Genomic DNA, 20,151 nt, shown 5'->3' with positions numbered 1-20,151 from the left:
GGGAGTTGGATGCTGGGCGCGGCATGATGGGTTTCGAGGCGCTCTTATTACGGCTCAGGGGAGTAAGTCCACACAGATGAGTTCGCGGTCATCGCGGAAAAAAAGTTTACCGTCCGCGTAGGCGGGATTGCACCAGTTGGCTCGGCATACTTGCGCCCGGCCCAGTTCTTTGAATTCCTTGGGCTCGGCGGCGACGAGCACCAGCTCACCGGTCTCGGTCAGAATCAGCAAATTTTCGCCGAGCACAATGATGGCGAGATGCGCATTTTCCGCCGGCTTCAGGGTGAAGCCTTCCTGCGACCACATGGGCTTGCCGGTTTTCGTTTCGACGCAAAACAGGTTCTTGTTTGGGCCGAGGCCGTAAACATACCCGCCCACCGCGACGAGGCTGGAAAAGTTCACCAAATGATTCTTGGTCTGCCACTTGATGGATGCCTTCCATTTCGGAGAGCCGGGTTTCGTGACGACTGGTTCGGGAGCAAGCTCGACGCCCATCAGGCTGTTCTCCTTGGACGCTACCATGACGATGCTGCCATCGATGATCGGAGTGGTCACATGACGTCCGTGAGTCGTGGTTAGCGGAATGCGCCAGAGCAGCTCCCCCGTCTGGAGATTCACACCGATCAACCCTTCCACGGTGAAGGCCACGACCTGTTTGGGCTCGCTCCCGGCGATCAGCGCGGTGATGGGAGCCGCGTTGGCAGCGCGGTCGTTCAGGGACTGCCAGAGCACCTTGCCGGTGAACTTGTCAAAGCACACCATGCCAGCCCCGTTGGTATCCCCCACCAGCGCGATGAGGCGATCTCCATCCACCCAGGGGGCGGCCGTGAAACCGTGACGCTGCGCCCCTTTTGCCAATCCCTTCTCCGCAGGCACCTCTGCGTGAAACTCCTTGGTGAAGTTCACGCGCCATTTCAACTGGCCGTCGGCCACTGCCAGACAGCGCAACTCACCCAGGCAAGACTGCACATAAACACGGTCGCCATCCACCAGCGGAGCGGCACGCGGCCCAGGTTTGGTCTGCCCGTTTTTGAAGCCATCATCCAGTGGTGCCCGCCAGATTTCGCGGCCCGTGTTTTTGTCGATCGCGTGAGCGACCTCCTTGCCCTCCTGAGTATCGAGGTAAAAAACCTTGTCCCCCGCTATCACAGGCGGAGCATGCCCATCACCGATTTTGAGTGACCAGACACGCTGCGGATCGAGCGGCAGAGATTTGGGAACCACACTTCCGGCAGCAGCATGGCCATCGCGTGCAGGGCCGAGCCAGCCGGGCCAGTCACCCGCGAAGCCATGGGTGACAGCCAGCATGATGGCAATCGAAAGGCTCCGCGTGACTGATATCGGAGAGTTGTTGAACTGTCGATTCATACAATGGGGAGTGTTTTGCGAAGAAGATTGCAAGGGGGTAATGTTGAGGGGACAATTCAACAACCGTTGGTGCGGCATGCGCACTTCGCGGCGGCACCAAGGTTCTTGCCGGCCCTACTTTTCCATCACGAGCCGTCCGTCTTTCAGGATCGCCGGAGCAGCCGAGGCCGTCCAAAGGCCGTTGTCCTTCTTGATGTTTCTGGCCACCATCAGCCGGGGTTCACCTCCGGGACCTTTCGGCAGGGCAAAAGCGCCGACAGAGATGTCAACTTCGTGGTGCGTGACGAGCTTGAAGTCAGGAGCGCACTGGTAGGTCCGCTCCTTGCTGTAGGTGCCCAGCCAGAAGAATCCGTGGGCAAAGGTGATGGTCTGAATGCCATACGTCGTTTGACCGGGAACCTTGATCTTATCTACGGCCACGAATTCGGGCGTGAACTTGTGGACCCAGTTGAAAGGCTGCACGCTGTCCTTCGGCTTGCCCTCTCCGACATAGAAGAAGCCGTTCGCAAAGGTGATGCCGTCGATTCCACCTTCGAAGGAAAAGTTGATCGGGAACTCTCCCGCAGGCCGAAGGTCATCACACGCATAGACGTTGATGAAGACGCCGCGCCTTTCTTTCGTCCGGTTCTGCGTGGCGACGTAGACCTTGCCATCATGAACGCAGCAATCGCCATGATGCGGATCGACCGGCCGCTCCGCAATGACGCGCCCGGTAAAATCCGTCTTCACGAGATTCGTGAACATGGACCAGTAGATGAAGGAGCCGTCGGAATCGAACCCCTGGAGATGCCCGCTTGCCTCGCCCTGGCAAGTGATGGGTGGTGCCGCGAAGGTGGGGAGAGCACCGGTCACGAGCACGAGGAGAGCATAGAGGAAGGACTTCATTCGAGGAATGAAATACGCGCATCTTCCCTGAATCACTCTGCGTCTTGGTAAAAGATTGTTGGAAACAAGCAGGCATAGCCCCGCTGGGTGATGCAGAATGTTGACCTGCTCTGGGCAAGTCGCGGCAGCCCCCTCGGCAATCTGCCGCCCAAACTCGCACGCCGGGATGTGGTGGCCCAGCCAGTGGTGTTAGCGAGTCAAAACCATAGCAGGCTGGTTGTCTCCGCCTCCCCATCTTACCCCCCATTCATCCAGAGCGTTGAGAACGGGCAACAGGGTGTCTCCTTTTGGCGTGAGTTGGTAGGCCGCCCTCTTTGAGCCTGCTTTACTGGGAACTTGGATGATAATCTGCTCCCGCATGAGGCGTTTAAGCCTGTTGCTGAGAATATTGGTTGGGATTCGCTTTGGTGAGGCTGCCAGATCTTTGAATCGTGCGCTGCCGGAGGCTAGGTCGCGGATGATAAGCATGGTCCACCTGTCTCCTATGACATCCAGGGTGAACGCCAGGGGACAAGACGATCTTCGGGTGTGTGCCTTTACCAACCTGGCCTGCGCGCGCTTCATCCTATCGGCGTAGATGGGTGTTCTCCTTGCCCGACCCGGAACCAGATGGCGTAGAGTGCGGGCAGGAATGCCAGTGTGAGCACTGTTCCCACGGCGGTCCCCCCGATGAGGACATAGGCCATGGAGCCCCAAAAGACAGAATGAGTGAGAGGGATGAAGGCCAGCACAGCGGCCAGCGCAGTGAGGATGACGGGACGTGACCTTTGGACGGTGGCTTCGATGATGGCTTGGTAGGGGCTGTGACCCTCTGATTGATTGCTGTGTATCTGGCCTATCAATATGAGCGTGTTCCTCATGAGAATGCCAGACAGGCCGATCAAGCCGAGAATGGCATTGAATCCAAAGGGCTGCTGGAACAACAGCAATGCGGGGACAGCTCCGATGAGCCCGAGCGGACCAGTCAGGATTACCATCCACATGGCCGAAAAGGAGCGCACCTGGATGATGATGATCGCCAGCATGAGAAGAAACATCAGCGGGAAGAGCGGAGCGAGCGCCGCGTTGGCTTTGGATGACTCCTCGCTCGATCCCGCGATTTCAATGCGGTAATTCTCAGGAAGCGATGACCGCAGTGGTGCCAGCCTCTTCCAGATGGCGTCGGATACATCAGGGGGCTGTGTCTCTTCTGTGTTGTCTCCTCGGACGGTCACTGTCGGCTCTCGGTCGCGCCGTTTGATAAGAGGTTCTTCGGATTGAACTTCGATCCGCCCGAGCTGACTCAGTGGAATGGGCTTTCCACTTTTGTTCATCAGCGTGAAGTTTTCCAGCATGGCCGGGTCGAGCCGGTCGGCCCCTGAACTGCGGACCATGAGGTTCACGGCGCGAATGTCTTCGCGGACCTGAGTGATCGTTTGGCCGTTGAGCAGGAACTGAAGCTGTTGCGATGCTTCCAGACGTGACAGGCCGATAAGCTGCAAACGCTCTTGATTCAAGACGATCTGCAGCCTCGGGACACGTTCTCCCCAGTCCACATTTACGGTGCGCATGTTTGGGTCGCCACGCATGACTTCGGCCACGGAGCTGGCGATTTCATGAAGCTTGGAGGGATCGGGCCCAGTGACACGAAAAGCGACAGGAAATGGCGAATAAGGACCGAACACCAGTTGTGTGGCGCGTATGCGTGCTTCGACTGCCAAACCATCGACGACAGCCTGCCGAATACGTATCTTGAGCGCGTCTCTGGCTCCGGCGTTCGGTGTCAGGACAATGATTTTTGCGAATGATGGGTCCGGAAGCTCGGGATTGTAGGAGAAGAAAAAGCGTGGCGCCCCAGCTCCGATATAGGAAGTGATTGTTTTGGCCTCAGCCTGCCTCGTCAGCCAGCTTTCGATCTTCTTGACCGCTGCACTTGTCGTCTCAATGCTGGTGCCCAGAGGCATCTGAACTTCGACCAATAGTTCAGGACGGTCTGACTGCGGGAAGAACTGCTTCTTCACAGCCACCATGCCAGCGCCGGCTGTGGCAAACGCCGCAACGACCAGCGCAGTCACCGTGTATTTCCTCCGCACGCACCAAGTGATAAAGAGGCGCAGCCGCTGGTAGCCGGGAGCGGAGTAGATTCCCGCATGCCCCCCTGCGGATGGCTTGAGTTCCGGAAGGAGCTTCACCCCGAGATATGGGGTAAAAGTCACGGCCACGATCCATGAGACGATCAGGGAAAATCCAACAATCCAGAAGATGTTGCCCGCATACTCGCCTGCCGTGGACCGGGCAAAGCCGACCGGCAGGAATCCGACCACCGTGACCAGTGTGCCCGTGAGCATGGGGCCGGCGGTATGACTCCACGCGTAGGCTGCGGCCTGGATGCGATCCATGCCCTCCTCCATCTTCACCACCATGGATTCGATGGCGATGATGGCGTCATCCACGAGCAGACCGAGTGAAATGATGAGCGCTCCGAGAGTGATGCGATCAAACATCCGTTCGGTGATCAGCATGATCACAAACACCACTCCGAGAGTCAGCGGAATGGCCGCCACCACGACGATGCCCACCCGCCACCCGAGGCTCATGAGGCTGACCAGCATCACCACGCCGACAGCCATCGCGAACTTGATCATGAATTCATCCACGGCGGAGCTGATGTTGACGGCCTGGTCGGTGATCTTTTTCAGACTGACCCCCAGCGGCAGGCCTGATGAGATTTTAGAGCTTTCCGATTGAAGCGCCGCTCCAAGATTCAGTCCGTTCCAGCCTTCCTTCATCACAACGCTCAAGAGCAGTGACGCCTGCCCGTTGTGGCGGACAAGGAAGGTGGCTGGGTCCTCGTAGCCGCGTTTGACTTCAGCGATGTCGGACAGCTTGAAACTCCGCTGTCCGGCCGCGATCGGAGTATCACGGATTTTGTCAATCGTGGTGTAAGATCCGTCCAGCCGGACGAGCACTTGATTTCCGCGGGTGTCTATCGAACCTGCCGGAGTGACCGCGTTCTGGCGTGCCAGTGCGTGGAAGATCTCGGATGGCGAGATGTTTAAAGTGGACAAACGCGCGTTGGAAAACTCGATGAAGATCCGCTCCTGCTGCTCGCCAACGATGTCTACTTTCTTGACGCCCGGCACATGCAGGAATCGCTGCCGTAGAGTCTCGGCAGTGCGTGTGAGTTTGCTCATTGGCAGCCCTGGCGCCTCCACCGAATAGAGTGCGAAGGAGACATCGGAATACTCATCGTTTACGAAGGGGCCCATCGCGCCCTGCGGCAGTTTGCCCGCCTCATCTCCGAGTTTTTTCCGTGCCTGGTAAAACTGGTCCGCCACATCTTTCGGGGGCGTTTTGTCGCTGAGTTGCAGCGTCATCAATGCCAGGCCAGGCCGCGTGATGGTCTCGACGCGGTCATACCAGCTCAACTCCTGGAGCCGCTTCTCCAGAGGCTCTGCCACGAGATCTTGCATCTCCTGAGCGGTGGCTCCCGGCCATATGGCGGACACCGTGAGCACCTTGATCGTGAACGACGGATCCTCGGCACGTCCCAGATGAAAGTAGGCATGGATGCCTGCACACGCTGACGCAATGATGAGGAAGAGGGTGATGGCGCGTTCCCTGACCGCCAGTGCGGAAAAGTTAAAGCCTTGCATCGGACAGGTTTTGCTCGGTTTGAATTCGGATGCTTTGCCCCTCGTGCAGCAGGTGCGCGCCAAGAGCCACGACGGTTTCTCCGGTTTGCAGTCCGCCGAAGAGAATCACCTCTTCCCTGCCTATGTGCTCAAGCTTCACCAGGCGGAATTTGACGGTCGCATTGCTGTTCACGACCCAGACGCCCGCCCCTTCACCGCCATCATGGATTGCGCCGAGCGGCACCGATACGGCGAGGTTTGCGGGGTGGGAATTCATTGGGATCGTCACCATTACCGTTGAACCTAATGGTGCTTTGGCGGCGTCCCCCTCCAGCACATATCGCGCTTCAAAAGTCCGGCTTGCCAGGTCCGCCGTATCGGAGAGTTCCCTCAGTTTTGCACCATAGACATCGGTGTCCCGCCCATACAATTGTGCCGTGGCCCCGCTGTTTAAGACGGGGCGCAGACCTTCGGGAAGGTGAATCAACGCCTCCCTCGGGCCATCCTGTGCCAGCTGAATCACCATTTGACCGGAAGACACCACTTGTCCGGGCTCGCCCGAGGTCCTCAAAATCACGCCATCTGCGTCAGCATGCAGCTCTGCATAACCGCTGGAGTTGTCCGTGACTTTTGCCTGCGCCTCGGCAGCCTCAAGGAGCGCCTTCGAGCTGTCCAGTGCCGCGCGAGCCTGGTCATATTCCTGACGTGAAACGGCACCTGTTTTTACGAGCCCGGCAGCCCTCGCTTCATCGGCTTTGGATTGAGTGTGCCTGGCTCGGGCGGCCTCCACGTTTGCCCGCTGCGCAGCGACAGTGAGATAAAGATCCTCGGCATCAAGCTTCATGAGAAGCTGTCCTTTTCTGACATGCTGGCCAACATTGACGGAGCGCTCCAGCACTTTGCCGCCAACTCGGAAGCCTAGCGCGCTCACCACCCGTGCATCCACTACTCCGGTGAAAGTTCTTTGTCTTGGCTGGGCGGGTTTGGCATCGCAGACAGCCACGCTCGGAGGCTGCAGCCTCGGGTCTTGATGTGGTGGCTTCGAGCACCCGATGACCAGCAGAGTGACAGCAACACAGCCCGCAACCAGGTGCGGATGGGAATGGTGGTCCGGTGATTTCATGATTTTTTAGTATTTGGAAGAATGGGATTCATGACCTTTGCGAACACGGCCTGATGCAGGCTGCGTGGCGTCGCTCTTATGAAGAGAGCCATGATTTTGTTTGCCAGTCCCGGCACCACGCTCATGCGACCGTGGTTCAGAGCGCGAATACCCGCTCTCACCACCGGTTCCGGCTTCATCATGAGGAGCTTCAACTCAGGTGAAACCTGCATTCGCGCTGCCTCCGCAAATCCGGTGTCCGAGATCCCTGGGCAAAGTGTGGTGACCGTTATTCCGTCCCGCCTCATCTCACGGTGGAGTGCCTCGCCAAGGCGTAAAACGTAGGCCTTGGCTGCCGAATAAACCGCAAATCCCTCCACGCTCACATAGGCAAGAAGGCTCGCCACCAGAAGGATTTTGCCACGTCCTCGATTCCTCATGTCAGCGGCAAACAAGTGGGTAACGGCCGTAAGGCTCGTTATGTCCAGCTGCACCATGCCCAGTGCTTCCGGCAGGTTTGTGTCTTGAAAGCCCTGTTGCAGCCCGTAGCCTGCATTGTTGATCATCACATCGATCGTGATGCCCCTGTCTTGAACCCTCCTGTGCAATTGTCGCACGCTCTCCAGGTCCGAAAGGTCCACAGCTTCGACAAGAACCTCCACTGGGTGCCTTGGGCGCAAGGACTCGGCAAGCTTCTCCAGACGGTCCTTTCTCCTGGCTACAAGGATCAGTGAATGACCTTGTGCCGCATATTGTCGCGCGAACTCCTCTCCGAAGCCGCTGGATGCACCTGTTATCAGTGCCCATGTTTTATTGTTTGATAAAGTGTGCATATACACAGTTAAGAGTATGATTTTCCAAGTCGTTTTGTATTTTGGTTTATGATCCTACTTTCCGAGGGCCAGCGCGGCCTTTTCCAGATCCGAGAGAATGGCAGTCCAGCGTTCCTCCCCAAGGGTCTCAACAACAGATTTTTGGGCCGACAACCAGGCAGGACGTGTTTCCTGAACCTTTTTCCGCCCCGCAGAAGTGATAGACACCTCCACGCGAGCGCCTGGGCCAACAGCCTCCGTTAGCACGAGGCCATCGCGTTGGAGGGGACGAAGATTTCGCACGAGCGTTGTACGATCCATGCCCAGAACGTCGCTCAAATCGGCCATGCTCCAACTCTCCTTGGAGATTACAGCTGCCAGTATCGAGCATTGGGTTGGTCTGATCCCATGTCTCCGCATCTCCGCGTCAAAAAACTGTGTCACGGTCCGCGTCACCCAGCGCAGATTGAAGCACACACAGTTCTCAAGCGAGGTCATGTCTCTTGGTTTTTGTTTCACTGTGTGTATATGCACACATGCTTCTGCAATGTCAATGGCTCTATTGCCGAAAATTCCCTCCATCCGTTTCCCGACACCATCAACTCGATCTCGTATGGGTGCAGAAATCAGGCTTTGGGAGAGGTCGAAGCAACCAACCCAAGCGCTGTGCGCAATCTGACGATTTGTTCATTCTGCGCCAGCGTTAGTCATGGCAAATCGGATGTCATGCTGGCCCTCATGGCTGCCGTGTTCGTGACAAACGGCGGCTTTGAGCAAGCACAGCATGCGTCATCCGGGGCTCATGGTGCGGCATGAACGCTCTGCAGCAGCTCCAAGGCTTTTGCGGTGATCTTGACGGACGCCTCGCGCTCGACGCGATTGGTGCCGAGCCAGGTCTCATAGCCGCCGAGGTCGTGCTGACGTGGCGTGGGGAGATAACCGTTCGCACCTGAGGCAAGTTCGATGGTGAAGGTGTCTTTGAAGGGGCTCTTCGCTTTGATCTCCAGCCCGGTTTCGGTGAAGACCTCGAAGGGAATGGAAGTGATGCCGAGATCGCCGATGCGGAAAGCCTGAAGGTAGGCCTGTATCGTGTCGGGCTTGGCTCTCTTCACATCCATCACGCGCTGGGCGTAGGGCTGTTCGAGGCGGTGCACAGGCGTGGCGTCTTTCGGCTTGGCGAGCACACCTTCGGCCCACTTGACCATCTCCGGAGTCGGGCGGCGCACGGCGAGTTCCAGATCGCTGGCGGCGGCTTGCAGCGGCACCCAGTCTTGATGCTTGAGTGTCTGGCGCACACGCAGCACCTCCTGCGCAAGGTCGCCCGCGACGGCTTTGATCTTCTCATACGGCTTGTAATTCACGGCGGGCGTCTTGCCGCTGTAGTCGTTGCTGTTCACGTCGCCGCAGGGACCGTTTGCAAGGAGGCCGACACACGGCGCACCGAGGGACTGCTCGATGCGGCGGCAGAACTCGCCGAAATAATCTGCGGACAAGTCCTCGCGTGGCACGCCGCCGACATAGTGCAGCCAGTAGTTGGCCAGCAGCGCGATCTGGCGGCCATCAGTGGCCTGCAGTGAGAGGCAGTAGACCTCGGGGTTCGTAGGGCCGGCGGGGCCTTCCAGACGCGGAATGAGCATGCTGCTAGGGTTCATCACAGCGCGGTCTTGTCCGCCAAACGGATTGGGATTGGTGACGCCTTCTTTCAGAATCCAGCGGCGGTTGCCGATCCACTGCGGCAGTTTGCCCGTGCCCCAGGCGATGCGGGCAGGCTCAAGGTTGTTCAGCGCACGCTTCACGCCATCCACCACGCGGGAGATGACGAGGCTGCGGTAGTCGAACCCTGCCTCTTTGTTGTTGATGGCCGACACACTGGAGTGCGTGTGGGTGGCGGAGAACATCATGTGAGAGGCCGGGATCCCCGTGTCGGCCTCCAGCTTCTTCTTGGCTTCGTCCCAGACATCGCGTGCCAGATGAAGATTGTCCACCACGGCAAAGACGAGCTTTGTCTTGCCGTCATCAAGCGCCAGACAGCGCACATGCAGTTCGTCGTGCACGTGCTTTGAGATGGGCTGCGGAGCAAAGTTGCCCACGATCGTCATGCCGATCGGCGGTGTGATGTTGCTGGTGGCGGCACCGGCTTTGAAGACTTTGTCCTGCGCCGAGGTGACGATGGGCAGAAGGGCGAGGCAGAAGAGTAGCGTGGTTTTCATGGTTGAGTTAATGCGTTCATGGTTTGTCGATGACCAGCCCGGCCTTTTCGTCGGGACGGGCGATAACGACACGGGCCTGGTTGGACTTGGTTTTGCCATCGGCGCCTTTGATGGCCGTGTTTTGAGCCAAGAGGAAGCGGCCGCCGCTGATGGGTGCGATGCCGACGGAGGCGTTGAAATCCCATTTGCCGGTGAACTGGAATTTTTCATCCGCCCGCAGCAGCACCGCGGGCTTGCCATAGCAGCCAAACCACCACGCGCCATTGGCATAAGCCACCGTCTGGATGCCCATGAGCGTGTAGCCGCTGGCGAGCACGTGGCGTTTCTGAAAGCGGAAATTTTCATCGTATTCGTAAAGGTAGTTTTCGTTCACGCCGGGAGGCAGACCACCGATGACGATGAACTTCCCGTCGTGGTACTCCATGCCGCCCGCGCCGTGCACCAGTTCCGGCAGGCGATGCTTCGCCAGCTCGGCGAGGGTGTCGGCATCATAGACATAAACCCACGAGTCCGCCGTACCAGCTGGCTGGTTGAACTTTCCGAGGTTCGTCGCCACATAGACGCGGCCATCGTGGTAGCAGAGATCTCCGTGATGATTGGCCACAGGCACTTTCTTGAGCACATGGCCGTTGGCGTCAGTCTTCACCAGCGCATCGGTCCAGCACCAGTAGATGCTGCCCTTGCCATCGGTGCAGATGCCCTGGAGATGGCGCGGGTAGGAGCCCTCGCAGGCGGTGGCATGAAAGTCATCAGCGGCACGAAGGCCGTGCAGGCCGAAAAGAACGGAAACGAAAAGGAGAAGCCTCAGGTGCATGGTCATTGGGTGGTGTATCGCTCCGGTTGTTGCGAAGGGCGAAGGGCGAATCGGAAATAGCCCGCGCACTCGCTGCTCGATATCCGCTGCATGGAGTCGAGTTCTCTCATTTGCCGGCCTTGGTGGTTTCTGGCGCGGGCCACAGATCGTTAAAGGCCTTCACGGTTTCATCCACCAGCGCCTGGCCGCCTTCGGGGCCGACACGGCTGCTTTGAATGATGGCGCTGTAGCTGCCTCCGGCCACGGCGCGGGGTGTCGGCAGGTAACCGCCTGAGCCGGTCAGCTGAATGAGAAAGGTCTGCACCGCCGGACTGCGGGCCTTCATCTGCACGCCGTAGTCGGTGAAGAGTTCAAACTCATTGGTGGCGATGGCCACATCTCCGAGGCGCAGGGCATGCAGCTCCATCTGGAAGACACCTGCCTTCCCGGATTTCTCTACTTCGTAGCGATCCACCACGCCCTGATTCCAAAGATACTTCCATTGCTCCTTGGGGTCGTCTTTGTATTGCTCGACGGCCTTCTGTGCATCGGCCAGCTCCTTCTCCGTCACCTTGCGCCAAGGCAGGTCGATCTTCTTCGTCTGGTGCTGCAGCACCGCGCCCGTTACCGGCTCCAGCTTCGCAGCTTCATACGCCTCCTCCCAGCCACGCACGACACGCCGGGCGACTTCTTCCAGCCGAGTGAGGCCGCGCAGACGGCGCATGCGCTCATCCGCCGCCTTGCCATACATCGGGCGCGGCACCTGGTCTCCTCCGGCTCCGGTCCAGGCGAGGATGTGGAGATCCTTGCCATGACGCTCGCGCAACTGGCGGCGCACCGGATCCCAGAAGTCGGCATGGATCACTTTGAGCCCCTCGACTTCCTGGGAGGGGCATGGGACGTTCACCGCCGTGGCAATGAGCGTGTCATTGAGATCCCAGAAGAACAGGACTTCGAGATTGTGATCCTCATATCCTTCGATGCCGCGAAACTCCGGCACGTTGGTGGGGCCATACATTTTCGCGGTTCCGTCCGCGTAGGTCGCACGACGGTTCTGAGCGATCACCGCCTGCCCCTGCCCCCAGCCTGCTTTGGCGGGCTTGCGCTGCTCCCAGCTTTGCGCCGCAGCCGCCACGATGCGCTCCACCAGGAATTCGGTGTACTCCATGGGCAGCATCACATTTTTGCCGAGCAGGCTGTAGCGGTCCCCCTTCATCGTCACCGGCGCGGTGTGCGTGTGCGTGGCATTAAGGACGAGCTTGTTGAGATCAAATCCAGGCAGCTTGTCCTTGGCCTTCTCGCGCACCAGCTCCATGATTCCCTCGCGGATGGCCACGATGTCGCAGGAAACCATGATGGCCTGATCGAGCACCCGGTCTCCCTCGCGCGATTCCAATCCCAGTGCAGTGGCAAAGATGTGCGTCTCGGGTTTTTCAGAGATGCGCACGTGCATCTGCCCATCCAGCGCCACGGGGCGGTCTGGCGTGATGTCAACGGTGGCCGCGCCCACATGAAGGTCTGAGGCGGAGGCAACGGCGGCAGAGGTTGCGATGAACAGGTTGAGCAGGAAAAGGCGCATTGGGTTAATACCCCGCATCCACTAGATTTTTGTCATCGTTTTTGCTCCGAGGTCAATACCACAATCTGCAACGTCTCTAATAGACACGATAAGCATCACCAAAACGGTGCGTAGAAACATGTCTCCTCAGACCAGCCGTCACGATCTTGTCTGCTCGCTGCTCAAAAAATCATCGCCCATCATGAATCAAGCCCCTGCATCGACTCCACTCACACGTCGTTCTATGCTCACCAAGTCTGGAGCGGCGCTGCTGTCCGGCTTGTACGGGCCGTCCCTCTTAAGCGCGGAGGAGCAGAAGCCGCTGCCCGAGGGGTGGCATCTGCGGATGGGTCAGGCCCAGACGCCGGCGGAAGCCATCGCCGAGCTGGAGGCCTTTAAAAAAGCCACGCCCGATCTGGCGAGCTGGGAGAAGCGCAAGGCCGCCATTCGTCGCGGCATCCTTGAAGGAGCACGGCTGGCGAATCCACCGGAGAAACCGCCGCTGGACCCTGTGTACTCCAACAAGCGCACCTACGAGGGCTACACGGCTGAGAGCGTTTACATCCGCAGCTGGCCCGGCTTCTACATCACCGGCACGCTGTATCGACCTCTCGACATGAAGCCGCCGTATGCAGGCATCGTGTCCGCACACGGGCACGGTGGCCGCTTCCTCCCATCACGCCAGACCCGCTGTGCGGTGCTGGCCCGCATGGGAGCTGTGGTGTTTCATTATGACATGGTAGGTTATGGCGACTCAAAAAAGGCCGGCTGGGATCATGGCAAAGTGCCGGAGATTCAGCGTCTGATCATGTGGAACTGCATTCGCGCCCTGGATTTCGTCTCGTCCATCGAAGGGGTCGATCCCAAGCGCATCGGCATGACCGGCAACTCCGGCGGCGCCACGCAGACGTTCATTACCTCCGCCCTGGATGAGCGCATCGCCGTGGCGGTGCCGAGCTGCCAGGTGTCCGCGCATTTCTTTGGCGGCTGCCCGTGTGAAAGCGGCATGCCGATTCATTGGGGGCCGAACCACAAGACAAACAACGCCGAGATCGCCGCGATGACCGCGCCGCGGCCTCAGCTCGTCATTTCGAATGGCGCAGACTACACCCAGCACACGCCGGAGGTGGAGTTCCGCTACATCCAGCACATCTACAGTCTTTACGGAGCCGAGGACAAGGTCGTGAACGCTCATTTCCCGCTGGAGGGGCACGACTATGGGCCGAGCAAGCGGCTTGCCGCCTATCCGTTTTTCATCCGTCACCTCGGACTCAACAGCCTGCGCGCCTGGGCCAAGGAGGAGCAGATCAACGAGACCTTTGCCAAGGTGGAGACCGAGGAAGAGATGCTCGTCTTCAATGCCGCCAACCCCTGGCCGAAAGACTCCGTAGCCCCCAACACTCCCCTGCCCTTCTGATGAGCTTCTTTCTCTCCCGAATCATCGCCGCCGCTTTCTTCATCGGCCTGGCTCATGCGGAAGTCACCCGCATCGAGATCACCGGACGTTCGCCATTTGCAGCGGGCAAGGTCTTTGGCGCCGTGGGCGCCTACGAGCGCATTGAAGGGCGGATGTATTTTGAAACGGACCCGCGCAATGCGGCCAACGAACGCATCAGCGACCTTCAGCGGGCGCCGCGCAACGCCGATGGGCGCGTGGAGAGCTGGGCGGACTTCTTCCTGCTGAAACCGACCGACGCATCGAAGGGCAACGGCGTGCTGCTCTATGACGTGAACAATCGCGGCAACATGCTCGCCCTCTGGACCTTCAATGATGGCGAGCGCACGAATGATCCGAAGTCCGAGTCGCATGCGGGCCATGGCTTCCTCATGAAGCACGGCTTTTCCGTGCTTTGGTGTGGCTGGAACGGCGAGGTGCAGGCCGATGACACACGGCGTCTGCTCTGCGGACTGCCGGTGGCCACCGAGGACGGGCGGACAATCACCGGGCGGGCGCATCTGGAGATCAGCACCACGGAAAAAGTCTTCAGCCGGGCCTTTTCATGGAGCCCGTGGGGCATCGGCGCGGCGTTTCCGTCCGTGAGCCTCGACAACACGGAAGCCACGCTCACGATGCGCCCGCAGCGCGATGCTGAAGGCATCGAGATTCCTCATGGCGAGTGGGCATTTGGTCGCATGGAGGAGGGAAAACTCATCCCGGATGCCACGCATGTGTATGTGAAATCCGGTCTGCGCCCCGGCTGGCTCTACGATCTCGTTTACACAGCGAAGGAGCCTCGCGTGACCGGGCTCGGCCTCACGGCCCTGCGAGACTGCGTGGCGTTTTTCCGTCACGGAGCGGCGCAGGAAAATCCGCTGGCGGGCGCGGTGCAAAAAGCCTGCGTGTTCGGCATCTCCCAGTCGGGCCGCGTCATTCATCACTTCCTGCATGAGGGGCTGAACACCGACGAGCAGGGCCGCGCGGTCTTCGACGGTGCGATGATCCATGTCGCAGGCTCGGGAAAGGGCATGTTCAACCATCGCTTTCGAATGAGCACGGAGTTCGGCACGCAGCATGAAGGGCATCTTTCCGGCAGCGAATTCTTCCCGCTCGCCCCGCTGCCGCAGACGGATCCCATCACGGGCGCATCAGGCGACTCGCTGGCCCGCTCCCGAAAGTCCGGCCACACGCCGCGTCTGCTTTTCACGCAAACCTCCACCGAGTACTGGAGCCGCGCCGCCTCGCTGCTGCACACCGATGTGGAGGGGAAAAGTGATCTCACGCTGCCCGACGATGTGCGCGTGTATCTCGTGGCCGGAGCGCAGCACCTCGGCAAGAGCGACGGCACCCCAGGCATCTGCCAGCAGCCGCGCAACACGCTTGATGATCGTGGCCCCGTCCTGCGGGCGATGCTGCTGCACCTCGTCGATTGGGTGAAGCATGGCAAAACACCGCCGCCAAGCCGTCATCCGCGCATGGACGATCACACACTGGTGAGCTTTGATGCATGGAAGTCGCAGTTCCCAAAAATCCCGGGATGCCAACTGCCCACGCAGGCCTACCAGCCTCCGCGGCTTGATTTCGGGCCGCGTTTTCACAGCGAAGGCATCGCCGACATCATCCCGCCCAAAGCCGGGAAACCGTTTCGCACACTGCTGCCCGCCGTGAATGCCGATGGCAACGAAACGAGCGGCATCGTGCTTCCGGAGGTCGCCGTGCCGCGCGGCACCTACACCGGCTGGAATCTCCGCTCGCCACAGGCGGGCGCTGAAACGATGCTCTCGCCGCTCGATGGCATGTTCATTCCCTTCGCTAAAACCAAAGCCGAACGCGAAAAGAACGGCGATCCGCGTCCCTCGCTCGAAGAACGCTACCCGACACGAGAAGCCTACCTTTCCCGAATCGAGAAAGCGGCAAAGAAGCTTCACGAAGAGGGCTTTTTGCTGGAGGAAGACGTGGCGAGGATCGTCGAACGCGCCTCAGCCCAGTAAGCCATCTCGTTGCTTCCAGAAAGAACTTACACCCGGCGCAGCGCCTGGGAAAAGATCATGTCCACAATCGGGATGGGCGTACGCATGGCGGGCGCTGTATTGGCGAAGGCGGGGCCGCGCAGGGCCTTCTGGTCATGGAGCAGCGAGATGTCATGCACGCTCATGCCGCGCAGCAGGTCCTCGGTGAGCGGCTGGCCGCGCTGATGGGTCTCGGGATAAGCGAAGGCCTCCACACGTACAAAAGCCGCTTCGAGCCGGCCGCTGGCGTCTCGTTTGAGCGGAAACTCCGCTTGCGCGCCATCCACGATGCTGGCGAGGCCTTGATCCGTGATGAAGCGGATCTGGAGCTTGGGGCGTTTGGCGTCGTTGCCAGCCACGGCCACGTGCAGGGTGTCGTTTTGCACCACGATACGGCTGAAGCAAAAACCGCTGCGGTCATACGGCGCCACCACTTCACCCGCCTCGCTGGCTGCGAGTGAGGCCACGGAGCCAAAGAACGTGCCCTGCCGATACGCACGCAGCGCGGCGGATTCGCGTTTGGCAGCCGGCATGGCGTCGAGCTTTGGCACAAGCAGCACATTCCGGCCACGGCCGTACGTGTTGTGATCTTTGATAAAGAAGCCCCAGCAGCGCCGCCCTGTGCGCAGGATCTCATCCCAGAGCTGGTAGAAGTGCAGATTGGGCTCGCCGCTGTCGTCATAGAAGCCACGGCTGGAGCCAAAGCCGGAGGTCAGCTGGTTCCACACCTCAATGCCGAGCACCCGGGGATCAAAGTCCAGCATCGGCAGATAGTCCGCCAGCTTTCCGGTGGGATGATTCAGCGTCATGCCTCCGCCATCGGCGTATTGCAGCTTGTTGAAGGCTTCACGGAAGACATCCCGCCACGGCCGGTTCGTGCCCTGCATGAGGCGGTACTGCGTCACGGACATGGCGGCGGCATCAAAATCGAGCCTGGCATCAATGCTTTCCCTCGTGGCACGCAGATAGATTGTGTGGCTGCCGGACGGGAGTTGGCGCTCCTGCACCGGCCCTTTGTCCGCGAAGCCATTGCGAAAATCGCACTCATTCGCTCCTTCGAGACTGAGCGTGGCTATTGCTTTGACATCTTTGGCAGCGAGCCGCAGGTCCAGCCGGTAAACACCCAGCCACGGCTTTTGTGCATCGAACACGCTCAGGTTTTCAAAGCGGTGCAACACAGGCGCTGCCGCACATTTTGCAGCGCTCACCGAACCGCCGTAACCCGTGGCGAGCAGGCTCCCCAGCGCATTGGCATGCAGGCCCATGTCTGTGTAGGAATGATGCTCCGCATTGGGAGCGGCGATGAGTTGCGGATGCTTCGCGGCATACTCCGCAGGCAGCGGATAGGTCGGCGCGGAGGGGTAGTAGTTGCTGAAGGCAAAATGGCCGTAGCCCATGCCAAGGAAGCCATCGCGCGAGGCATCATTCTGCCCCTGGTGCTGATGTGACATCGAATGTACGTACTCCCAGGAGTCCCAATCCACCGCCGCGTACGGATTTTCCAGCTCACGACCCGCTCCCGCACTCCACGAGGTGGCGGGCATGGCGGCGAGAGTGGCGAGAAGCTTGCGGCGGTTCATCCAAGCAAGTCGGCGTCGGCGCTGCAATCCTTTCATCTGTCATCGACGCCAACACGCATGAAGAATGCAACTCACGGCGGCGTATTGCATCACTGCATGAATCCCGCTCCGAGCGCCTCCCGCCGACATTTCCTCAAAACCACCGCCGCTGCGGTGACTGCTTTCAACATCGTCCCCCGGCACGTTCTGGGCGGGCCGCGCTTTGTGCCGCCGAGCGAAAAGGTGAACGTGGCCATCATCGGCACGGGCGGGCAAGGCCGCTCCAATGTGCGCAATCTCCTCCCGCTTGATGATTGCCAGATCATCGCCGTGGCAGATCCGGCCGAGTCATTCAGCCTCGAAAACTTCTACTTCAAAGGCATGGGCGGACGCCTGCCGGTGAAGGCGGAGATCGAGAAGCATTATGCGCAAAAGACGCCCAACTTCCGCTGCGCGGACTATGTGGACTTCCGCGAGATGCTGGAGAAGGAGAAATCCATCGACGCCGTGCTCATTGCAACGCCGGATCATCTGCATGCCTATGCCTCTGTGATCGCCATGCGGGCAGGGAAGCACGTTTATTGTGAGAAGCCGCTCACGCACAACATCTGGGAGGCGCGTCACGTCGCCAAAGTGGCGGCCGAAACAGGCGTGGCCACGCAGCTTGGCAGCCAGGGGCATTCCTCTCTCGGCACGCGCGAGACGATTGAGTACATCCAGGACGGTGCCATCGGCGCGGTGAAGGAGATCCATGTCTGGGTGGGCGCAAAGCGCTGGAATCCCACGCTCACCGGAAAGCCCACCGACACACCGCCAGTGCCTGCGGGCCTGAACTGGGACCTGTGGCTCGGCCCGCGTCAGGAGCGGCCGTTTCACCCGGCATACTTTCCCGTGGCGTGGCGTGACTTCTGGGACTTTGGCTGCACGGGCATCGGCGACTTCGCCTGCCACGACATGAATACCGCCGTGCGCGCCTTTGATCTGCCGGTGCCATCACGCATCGAGGCACACGCAGCCGGTGTGATGACGAGCGACATCGCTGGGCATGGCGCGCTTATTTATTACACATTCCCCGCTGCGGGCTCGCGGCCCGAGATCCGCATGACCTGGTATGACGGCGGCATGATGCCGCCCACGCCGGAGGCGCTGGGAGCTTTCCCGCTGCCAAAACGCGGCTGCCTTTTCATCGGCGAAAAGGGTGTGATCCAGTGCGATGGCGGCGGCGGGCCTCCCCGTCTCTTCCCCGAAAAACGCCGCGTGGAATACCAGAAACCCGCGCCACGGCTGAAACGCTCCAACGGCCATCATCGCGACTGGATCGATGCCTGCAAAGGCGGCGAACCCGCGACGAGCCCCTTTGCCTACGCGGCCCACCTCACGGAGATCGCGCTGCTGGGCCTGCTCTCGCTCCGTGCGCAAAAGCCCATCGAGTGGGACGCTGCAGCGATGAAGGCCAAAGGCCTGCCTGCCGCAGACGCCTTCATCAAAGAACAGTACCGCAAAGGCTGGGAGATCGTCTAAGCCATGAGCGAACACATTGCCTTCACGGCCCTCACCGCATCTGATCGCGAACCCATCGCCCGCCTGCTGCACCGGGCGCTGGTGCACTGGTATGAGAGCCGCCTCGGCCAGGGCTCCCGCTTTGGCGACAGTCATGAGCCCTTCATGCTTTTCCCGGAAGTGTATGAAGCGCTTGATCCCGGCCAATGCGTCACGGCCCGCACGGACAGCGGAGAGATCGTGGGCGTGTGCTTCTCGCATGAGCGTGAAACGCATGTCTCGGTCGGCATCGTCGCCACCTCGCCGGATGCAGGCGGGCGTGGGATCGCGAAGAGGATGATGTCGCTCGTTTTGGACAAGGCGAAACGCCTTGGCAAACCCGCACGGCTTGTTTCAAGCCTGCTGAACCTCGACTCATTCTCGCTCTACACGCGGCTCGGATTCGTCCCGGGAGCCATGTATCAAGATTTGCTCATCACCGTGCCCGAAACTGGCCTGGCAGCCACCGCGCCTGCGGGCACCGAGCGTGTGCGTGACGCCGTCTTGGCCGATGCACCGCGCATCGCCGACTTCGAGCACGCCCAGCAGGGCATCCGTCGCGAAAAGGACTTCGCGTTCTTCATCCGCAACGAGGTCGGCGCGTGGCGGGTGCTCGTTTCCGAGGCTGCGGATGGCTCCGTGAACGGCTTTCTCGCCATGAGCGTACACCCCTCATTCACCATGATCGGTCCGGGTGTCGCCAGCGATGAGGTCTCGGCCCTCGCCTTGCTCTGGCGCGCTCTCGACAGCCTGCGTGGTCAGACGCTCGTCTTCCTCGCCCCCTGTGCCGCCTCCGAACTCGTGCGCACCGCTTACTCCTGGGGAGCACGCAACGTGGAGCTGCACGTCGCGCAATCCACCGCTCTGGTCGCGGGTGCGAAAGGCATCGTCTTCCCGACCTTCATGCCTGAGACCGCGTGAGATTCTGGCTGCGCATTGAGCCAGGAGACGGCCACCTTTCCGCAGGTTGACTGGCGCACCTACTGCGCGATCTCCACGCTTCACCATTACCGTTTCTTGTTCCATTGATCTATATCGGTGAACATCCTCCTGTTTAAACCAGAGGTTCCGCACTTTTAAACCACCACGCACCCGGCGCACTTTTTAACCGCGTTTTATAGTTTGAAGTGGAAGCTTCGATCTTTCAAAAAGCCGGATCGAAAGTGCCGCAGTCCACGGGGTGCAGTGGAAGGGCATCATCATTTTCAACCTTACGGCTTTAAGAACCGTTAGTTTTCAACGAAAGAAAACTGTCGACAGTTTC

The 20,151-nt window shown here is 59.8% G+C and carries 16 protein-coding genes; 5 read left to right on the top strand and 11 right to left on the bottom strand.

Annotated elements, in window-relative coordinates:
- Positions 1-54: 54 nt before the first annotated feature.
- From ACILSL_RS18315 to ACILSL_RS18285, 7 genes are all read right to left on the bottom strand, one after another.
- The gene (locus ACILSL_RS18315) at positions 55-1,308 is read right to left on the bottom strand and encodes a PQQ-binding-like beta-propeller repeat protein (protein ID WP_395733503.1); all 1,254 of its coding nucleotides are present in this window, start codon (positions 1,306-1,308) and stop codon (positions 55-57) included.
- Between the two features lie 174 nt (positions 1,309-1,482).
- Positions 1,483-2,253 carry a hypothetical protein gene (locus ACILSL_RS18310; RefSeq protein WP_395733502.1) on the bottom strand — a complete coding sequence of 257 codons (771 nt, stop codon included), beginning with the start codon at positions 2,251-2,253 and terminating at the stop codon, positions 1,483-1,485.
- A gap of 189 nt (positions 2,254-2,442) precedes the next feature.
- Complete coding sequence (locus ACILSL_RS18305; RefSeq protein WP_395733501.1) at positions 2,443-2,817, bottom strand: winged helix-turn-helix transcriptional regulator; 375 nt, start codon at positions 2,815-2,817, stop codon at positions 2,443-2,445.
- Entirely contained in the window at positions 2,814-5,888 is a 3,075-nt protein-coding gene (locus tag ACILSL_RS18300) for an efflux RND transporter permease subunit (RefSeq protein WP_395733500.1), read from the bottom strand. The genes ACILSL_RS18305 and ACILSL_RS18300 overlap by 4 nt, the downstream gene beginning before the upstream one ends.
- Complete coding sequence (locus ACILSL_RS18295; RefSeq protein ID WP_395733499.1) at positions 5,875-6,990, bottom strand: efflux RND transporter periplasmic adaptor subunit; 1,116 nt, start codon at positions 6,988-6,990, stop codon at positions 5,875-5,877. The genes ACILSL_RS18300 and ACILSL_RS18295 overlap by 14 nt, the downstream gene beginning before the upstream one ends.
- Entirely contained in the window at positions 6,987-7,802 is an 816-nt protein-coding gene (locus ACILSL_RS18290; RefSeq protein ID WP_395733498.1) for an SDR family NAD(P)-dependent oxidoreductase, read from the bottom strand. Before ACILSL_RS18290 ends, ACILSL_RS18295 begins: the two co-directional genes overlap by 4 nt.
- A gap of 54 nt (positions 7,803-7,856) precedes the next feature.
- Positions 7,857-8,201 (bottom strand): MarR family winged helix-turn-helix transcriptional regulator, encoded by a 345-nt coding sequence (locus ACILSL_RS18285; RefSeq protein WP_395733527.1) that lies wholly within the window; start codon positions 8,199-8,201, stop codon positions 7,857-7,859.
- Between ACILSL_RS18285 and ACILSL_RS18280 the strand changes: the two genes are divergently transcribed.
- Positions 8,190-8,597 carry a hypothetical protein gene (locus ACILSL_RS18280; protein ID WP_395733528.1) on the top strand — a complete coding sequence of 136 codons (408 nt, stop codon included), beginning with the start codon at positions 8,190-8,192 and terminating at the stop codon, positions 8,595-8,597. The genes ACILSL_RS18285 and ACILSL_RS18280 overlap by 12 nt on opposite strands.
- Here the strand turns inward: ACILSL_RS18280 and ACILSL_RS18275 are convergent.
- The 3 genes from ACILSL_RS18275 to ACILSL_RS18265 all read right to left on the bottom strand — a co-directional run bounded on the left by ACILSL_RS18275 (position 8,582) and on the right by ACILSL_RS18265 (position 12,363).
- Entirely contained in the window at positions 8,582-9,991 is a 1,410-nt protein-coding gene (locus ACILSL_RS18275; RefSeq protein WP_395733497.1) for a hypothetical protein, read from the bottom strand. The genes ACILSL_RS18280 and ACILSL_RS18275 overlap by 16 nt on opposite strands.
- A 16-nt stretch (positions 9,992-10,007) precedes the next feature.
- On the bottom strand, positions 10,008-10,805 hold the full coding sequence (locus ACILSL_RS18270; protein WP_395733496.1) for a hypothetical protein: 798 nt from the start codon (positions 10,803-10,805) through the stop codon (positions 10,008-10,010).
- Between the two features lie 106 nt (positions 10,806-10,911).
- Positions 10,912-12,363 (bottom strand): hypothetical protein, encoded by a 1,452-nt coding sequence (locus ACILSL_RS18265; protein WP_395733495.1) that lies wholly within the window; start codon positions 12,361-12,363, stop codon positions 10,912-10,914.
- Positions 12,364-12,586: 223 nt separating this feature from the next.
- Here ACILSL_RS18265 and ACILSL_RS18260 point away from each other — a divergent pair, with 223 nt between their 5' ends.
- On the top strand, positions 12,587-13,759 hold the full coding sequence (locus tag ACILSL_RS18260; protein ID WP_395733494.1) for an alpha/beta hydrolase family protein: 1,173 nt from the start codon (positions 12,587-12,589) through the stop codon (positions 13,757-13,759).
- The gene (locus tag ACILSL_RS18255) at positions 13,759-15,771 is read left to right on the top strand and encodes an alpha/beta hydrolase domain-containing protein (protein WP_395733493.1); all 2,013 of its coding nucleotides are present in this window, start codon (positions 13,759-13,761) and stop codon (positions 15,769-15,771) included. The genes ACILSL_RS18260 and ACILSL_RS18255 overlap by 1 nt, the downstream gene beginning before the upstream one ends.
- A 26-nt stretch (positions 15,772-15,797) precedes the next feature.
- Here ACILSL_RS18255 and ACILSL_RS18250 read toward each other — a convergent pair whose 3' ends face one another.
- The gene (locus ACILSL_RS18250) at positions 15,798-17,369 is read right to left on the bottom strand and encodes a hypothetical protein (RefSeq protein ID WP_395733492.1); all 1,572 of its coding nucleotides are present in this window, start codon (positions 17,367-17,369) and stop codon (positions 15,798-15,800) included.
- A gap of 96 nt (positions 17,370-17,465) precedes the next feature.
- Here ACILSL_RS18250 and ACILSL_RS18245 point away from each other — a divergent pair, with 96 nt between their 5' ends.
- On the top strand, positions 17,466-18,869 hold the full coding sequence (locus ACILSL_RS18245; protein WP_395733491.1) for a Gfo/Idh/MocA family protein: 1,404 nt from the start codon (positions 17,466-17,468) through the stop codon (positions 18,867-18,869).
- Positions 18,870-18,872: 3 nt separating this feature from the next.
- Positions 18,873-19,808: a GNAT family N-acetyltransferase gene (locus ACILSL_RS18240; protein ID WP_395733490.1), complete on the top strand. Its 936-nt coding sequence runs from the start codon at positions 18,873-18,875 to the stop codon at positions 19,806-19,808.
- Positions 19,809-20,151: the final 343 nt, after the last annotated feature.

This window comes from Prosthecobacter sp., assembly GCF_044222345.1.
Lineage (GTDB): Bacteria > Verrucomicrobiota > Verrucomicrobiia > Verrucomicrobiales > Verrucomicrobiaceae > Prosthecobacter.
The sequence above is the reverse complement of the archived record's forward strand: the minus strand, read 5'-3'. Positions and strand labels throughout refer to the sequence as shown.

Coding starts and splice junctions, on each gene's coding strand:
- ACILSL_RS18260 (WP_395733494.1), top strand. CDS start 12,587: ATGCTCACCAAGTCTGGAGCGGCGCTGCTGTCCGGCTTGTACGGGCCG.
- ACILSL_RS18290 (WP_395733498.1), bottom strand. CDS start 7,802: ATGCACACTTTATCAAACAATAAAACATGGGCACTGATAACAGGTGCA.
- ACILSL_RS18265 (WP_395733495.1), bottom strand. CDS start 12,363: ATGCGCCTTTTCCTGCTCAACCTGTTCATCGCAACCTCTGCCGCCGTT.
- ACILSL_RS18275 (WP_395733497.1), bottom strand. CDS start 9,991: ATGAAAACCACGCTACTCTTCTGCCTCGCCCTTCTGCCCATCGTCACC.
- ACILSL_RS18300 (WP_395733500.1), bottom strand. CDS start 5,888: ATGCAAGGCTTTAACTTTTCCGCACTGGCGGTCAGGGAACGCGCCATC.
- ACILSL_RS18295 (WP_395733499.1), bottom strand. CDS start 6,990: ATGAAATCACCGGACCACCATTCCCATCCGCACCTGGTTGCGGGCTGT.
- ACILSL_RS18310 (WP_395733502.1), bottom strand. CDS start 2,253: ATGAAGTCCTTCCTCTATGCTCTCCTCGTGCTCGTGACCGGTGCTCTC.
- ACILSL_RS18285 (WP_395733527.1), bottom strand. CDS start 8,201: ATGCGGAGACATGGGATCAGACCAACCCAATGCTCGATACTGGCAGCT.
- ACILSL_RS18270 (WP_395733496.1), bottom strand. CDS start 10,805: ATGCACCTGAGGCTTCTCCTTTTCGTTTCCGTTCTTTTCGGCCTGCAC.
- ACILSL_RS18255 (WP_395733493.1), top strand. CDS start 13,759: ATGAGCTTCTTTCTCTCCCGAATCATCGCCGCCGCTTTCTTCATCGGC.
- ACILSL_RS18250 (WP_395733492.1), bottom strand. CDS start 17,369: ATGAACCGCCGCAAGCTTCTCGCCACTCTCGCCGCCATGCCCGCCACC.
- ACILSL_RS18280 (WP_395733528.1), top strand. CDS start 8,190: ATGTCTCCGCATCTCCGCGTCAAAAAACTGTGTCACGGTCCGCGTCAC.
- ACILSL_RS18240 (WP_395733490.1), top strand. CDS start 18,873: ATGAGCGAACACATTGCCTTCACGGCCCTCACCGCATCTGATCGCGAA.
- ACILSL_RS18245 (WP_395733491.1), top strand. CDS start 17,466: ATGAATCCCGCTCCGAGCGCCTCCCGCCGACATTTCCTCAAAACCACC.
- ACILSL_RS18305 (WP_395733501.1), bottom strand. CDS start 2,817: ATGAAGCGCGCGCAGGCCAGGTTGGTAAAGGCACACACCCGAAGATCG.
- ACILSL_RS18315 (WP_395733503.1), bottom strand. CDS start 1,308: ATGCTGGCTGTCACCCATGGCTTCGCGGGTGACTGGCCCGGCTGGCTC.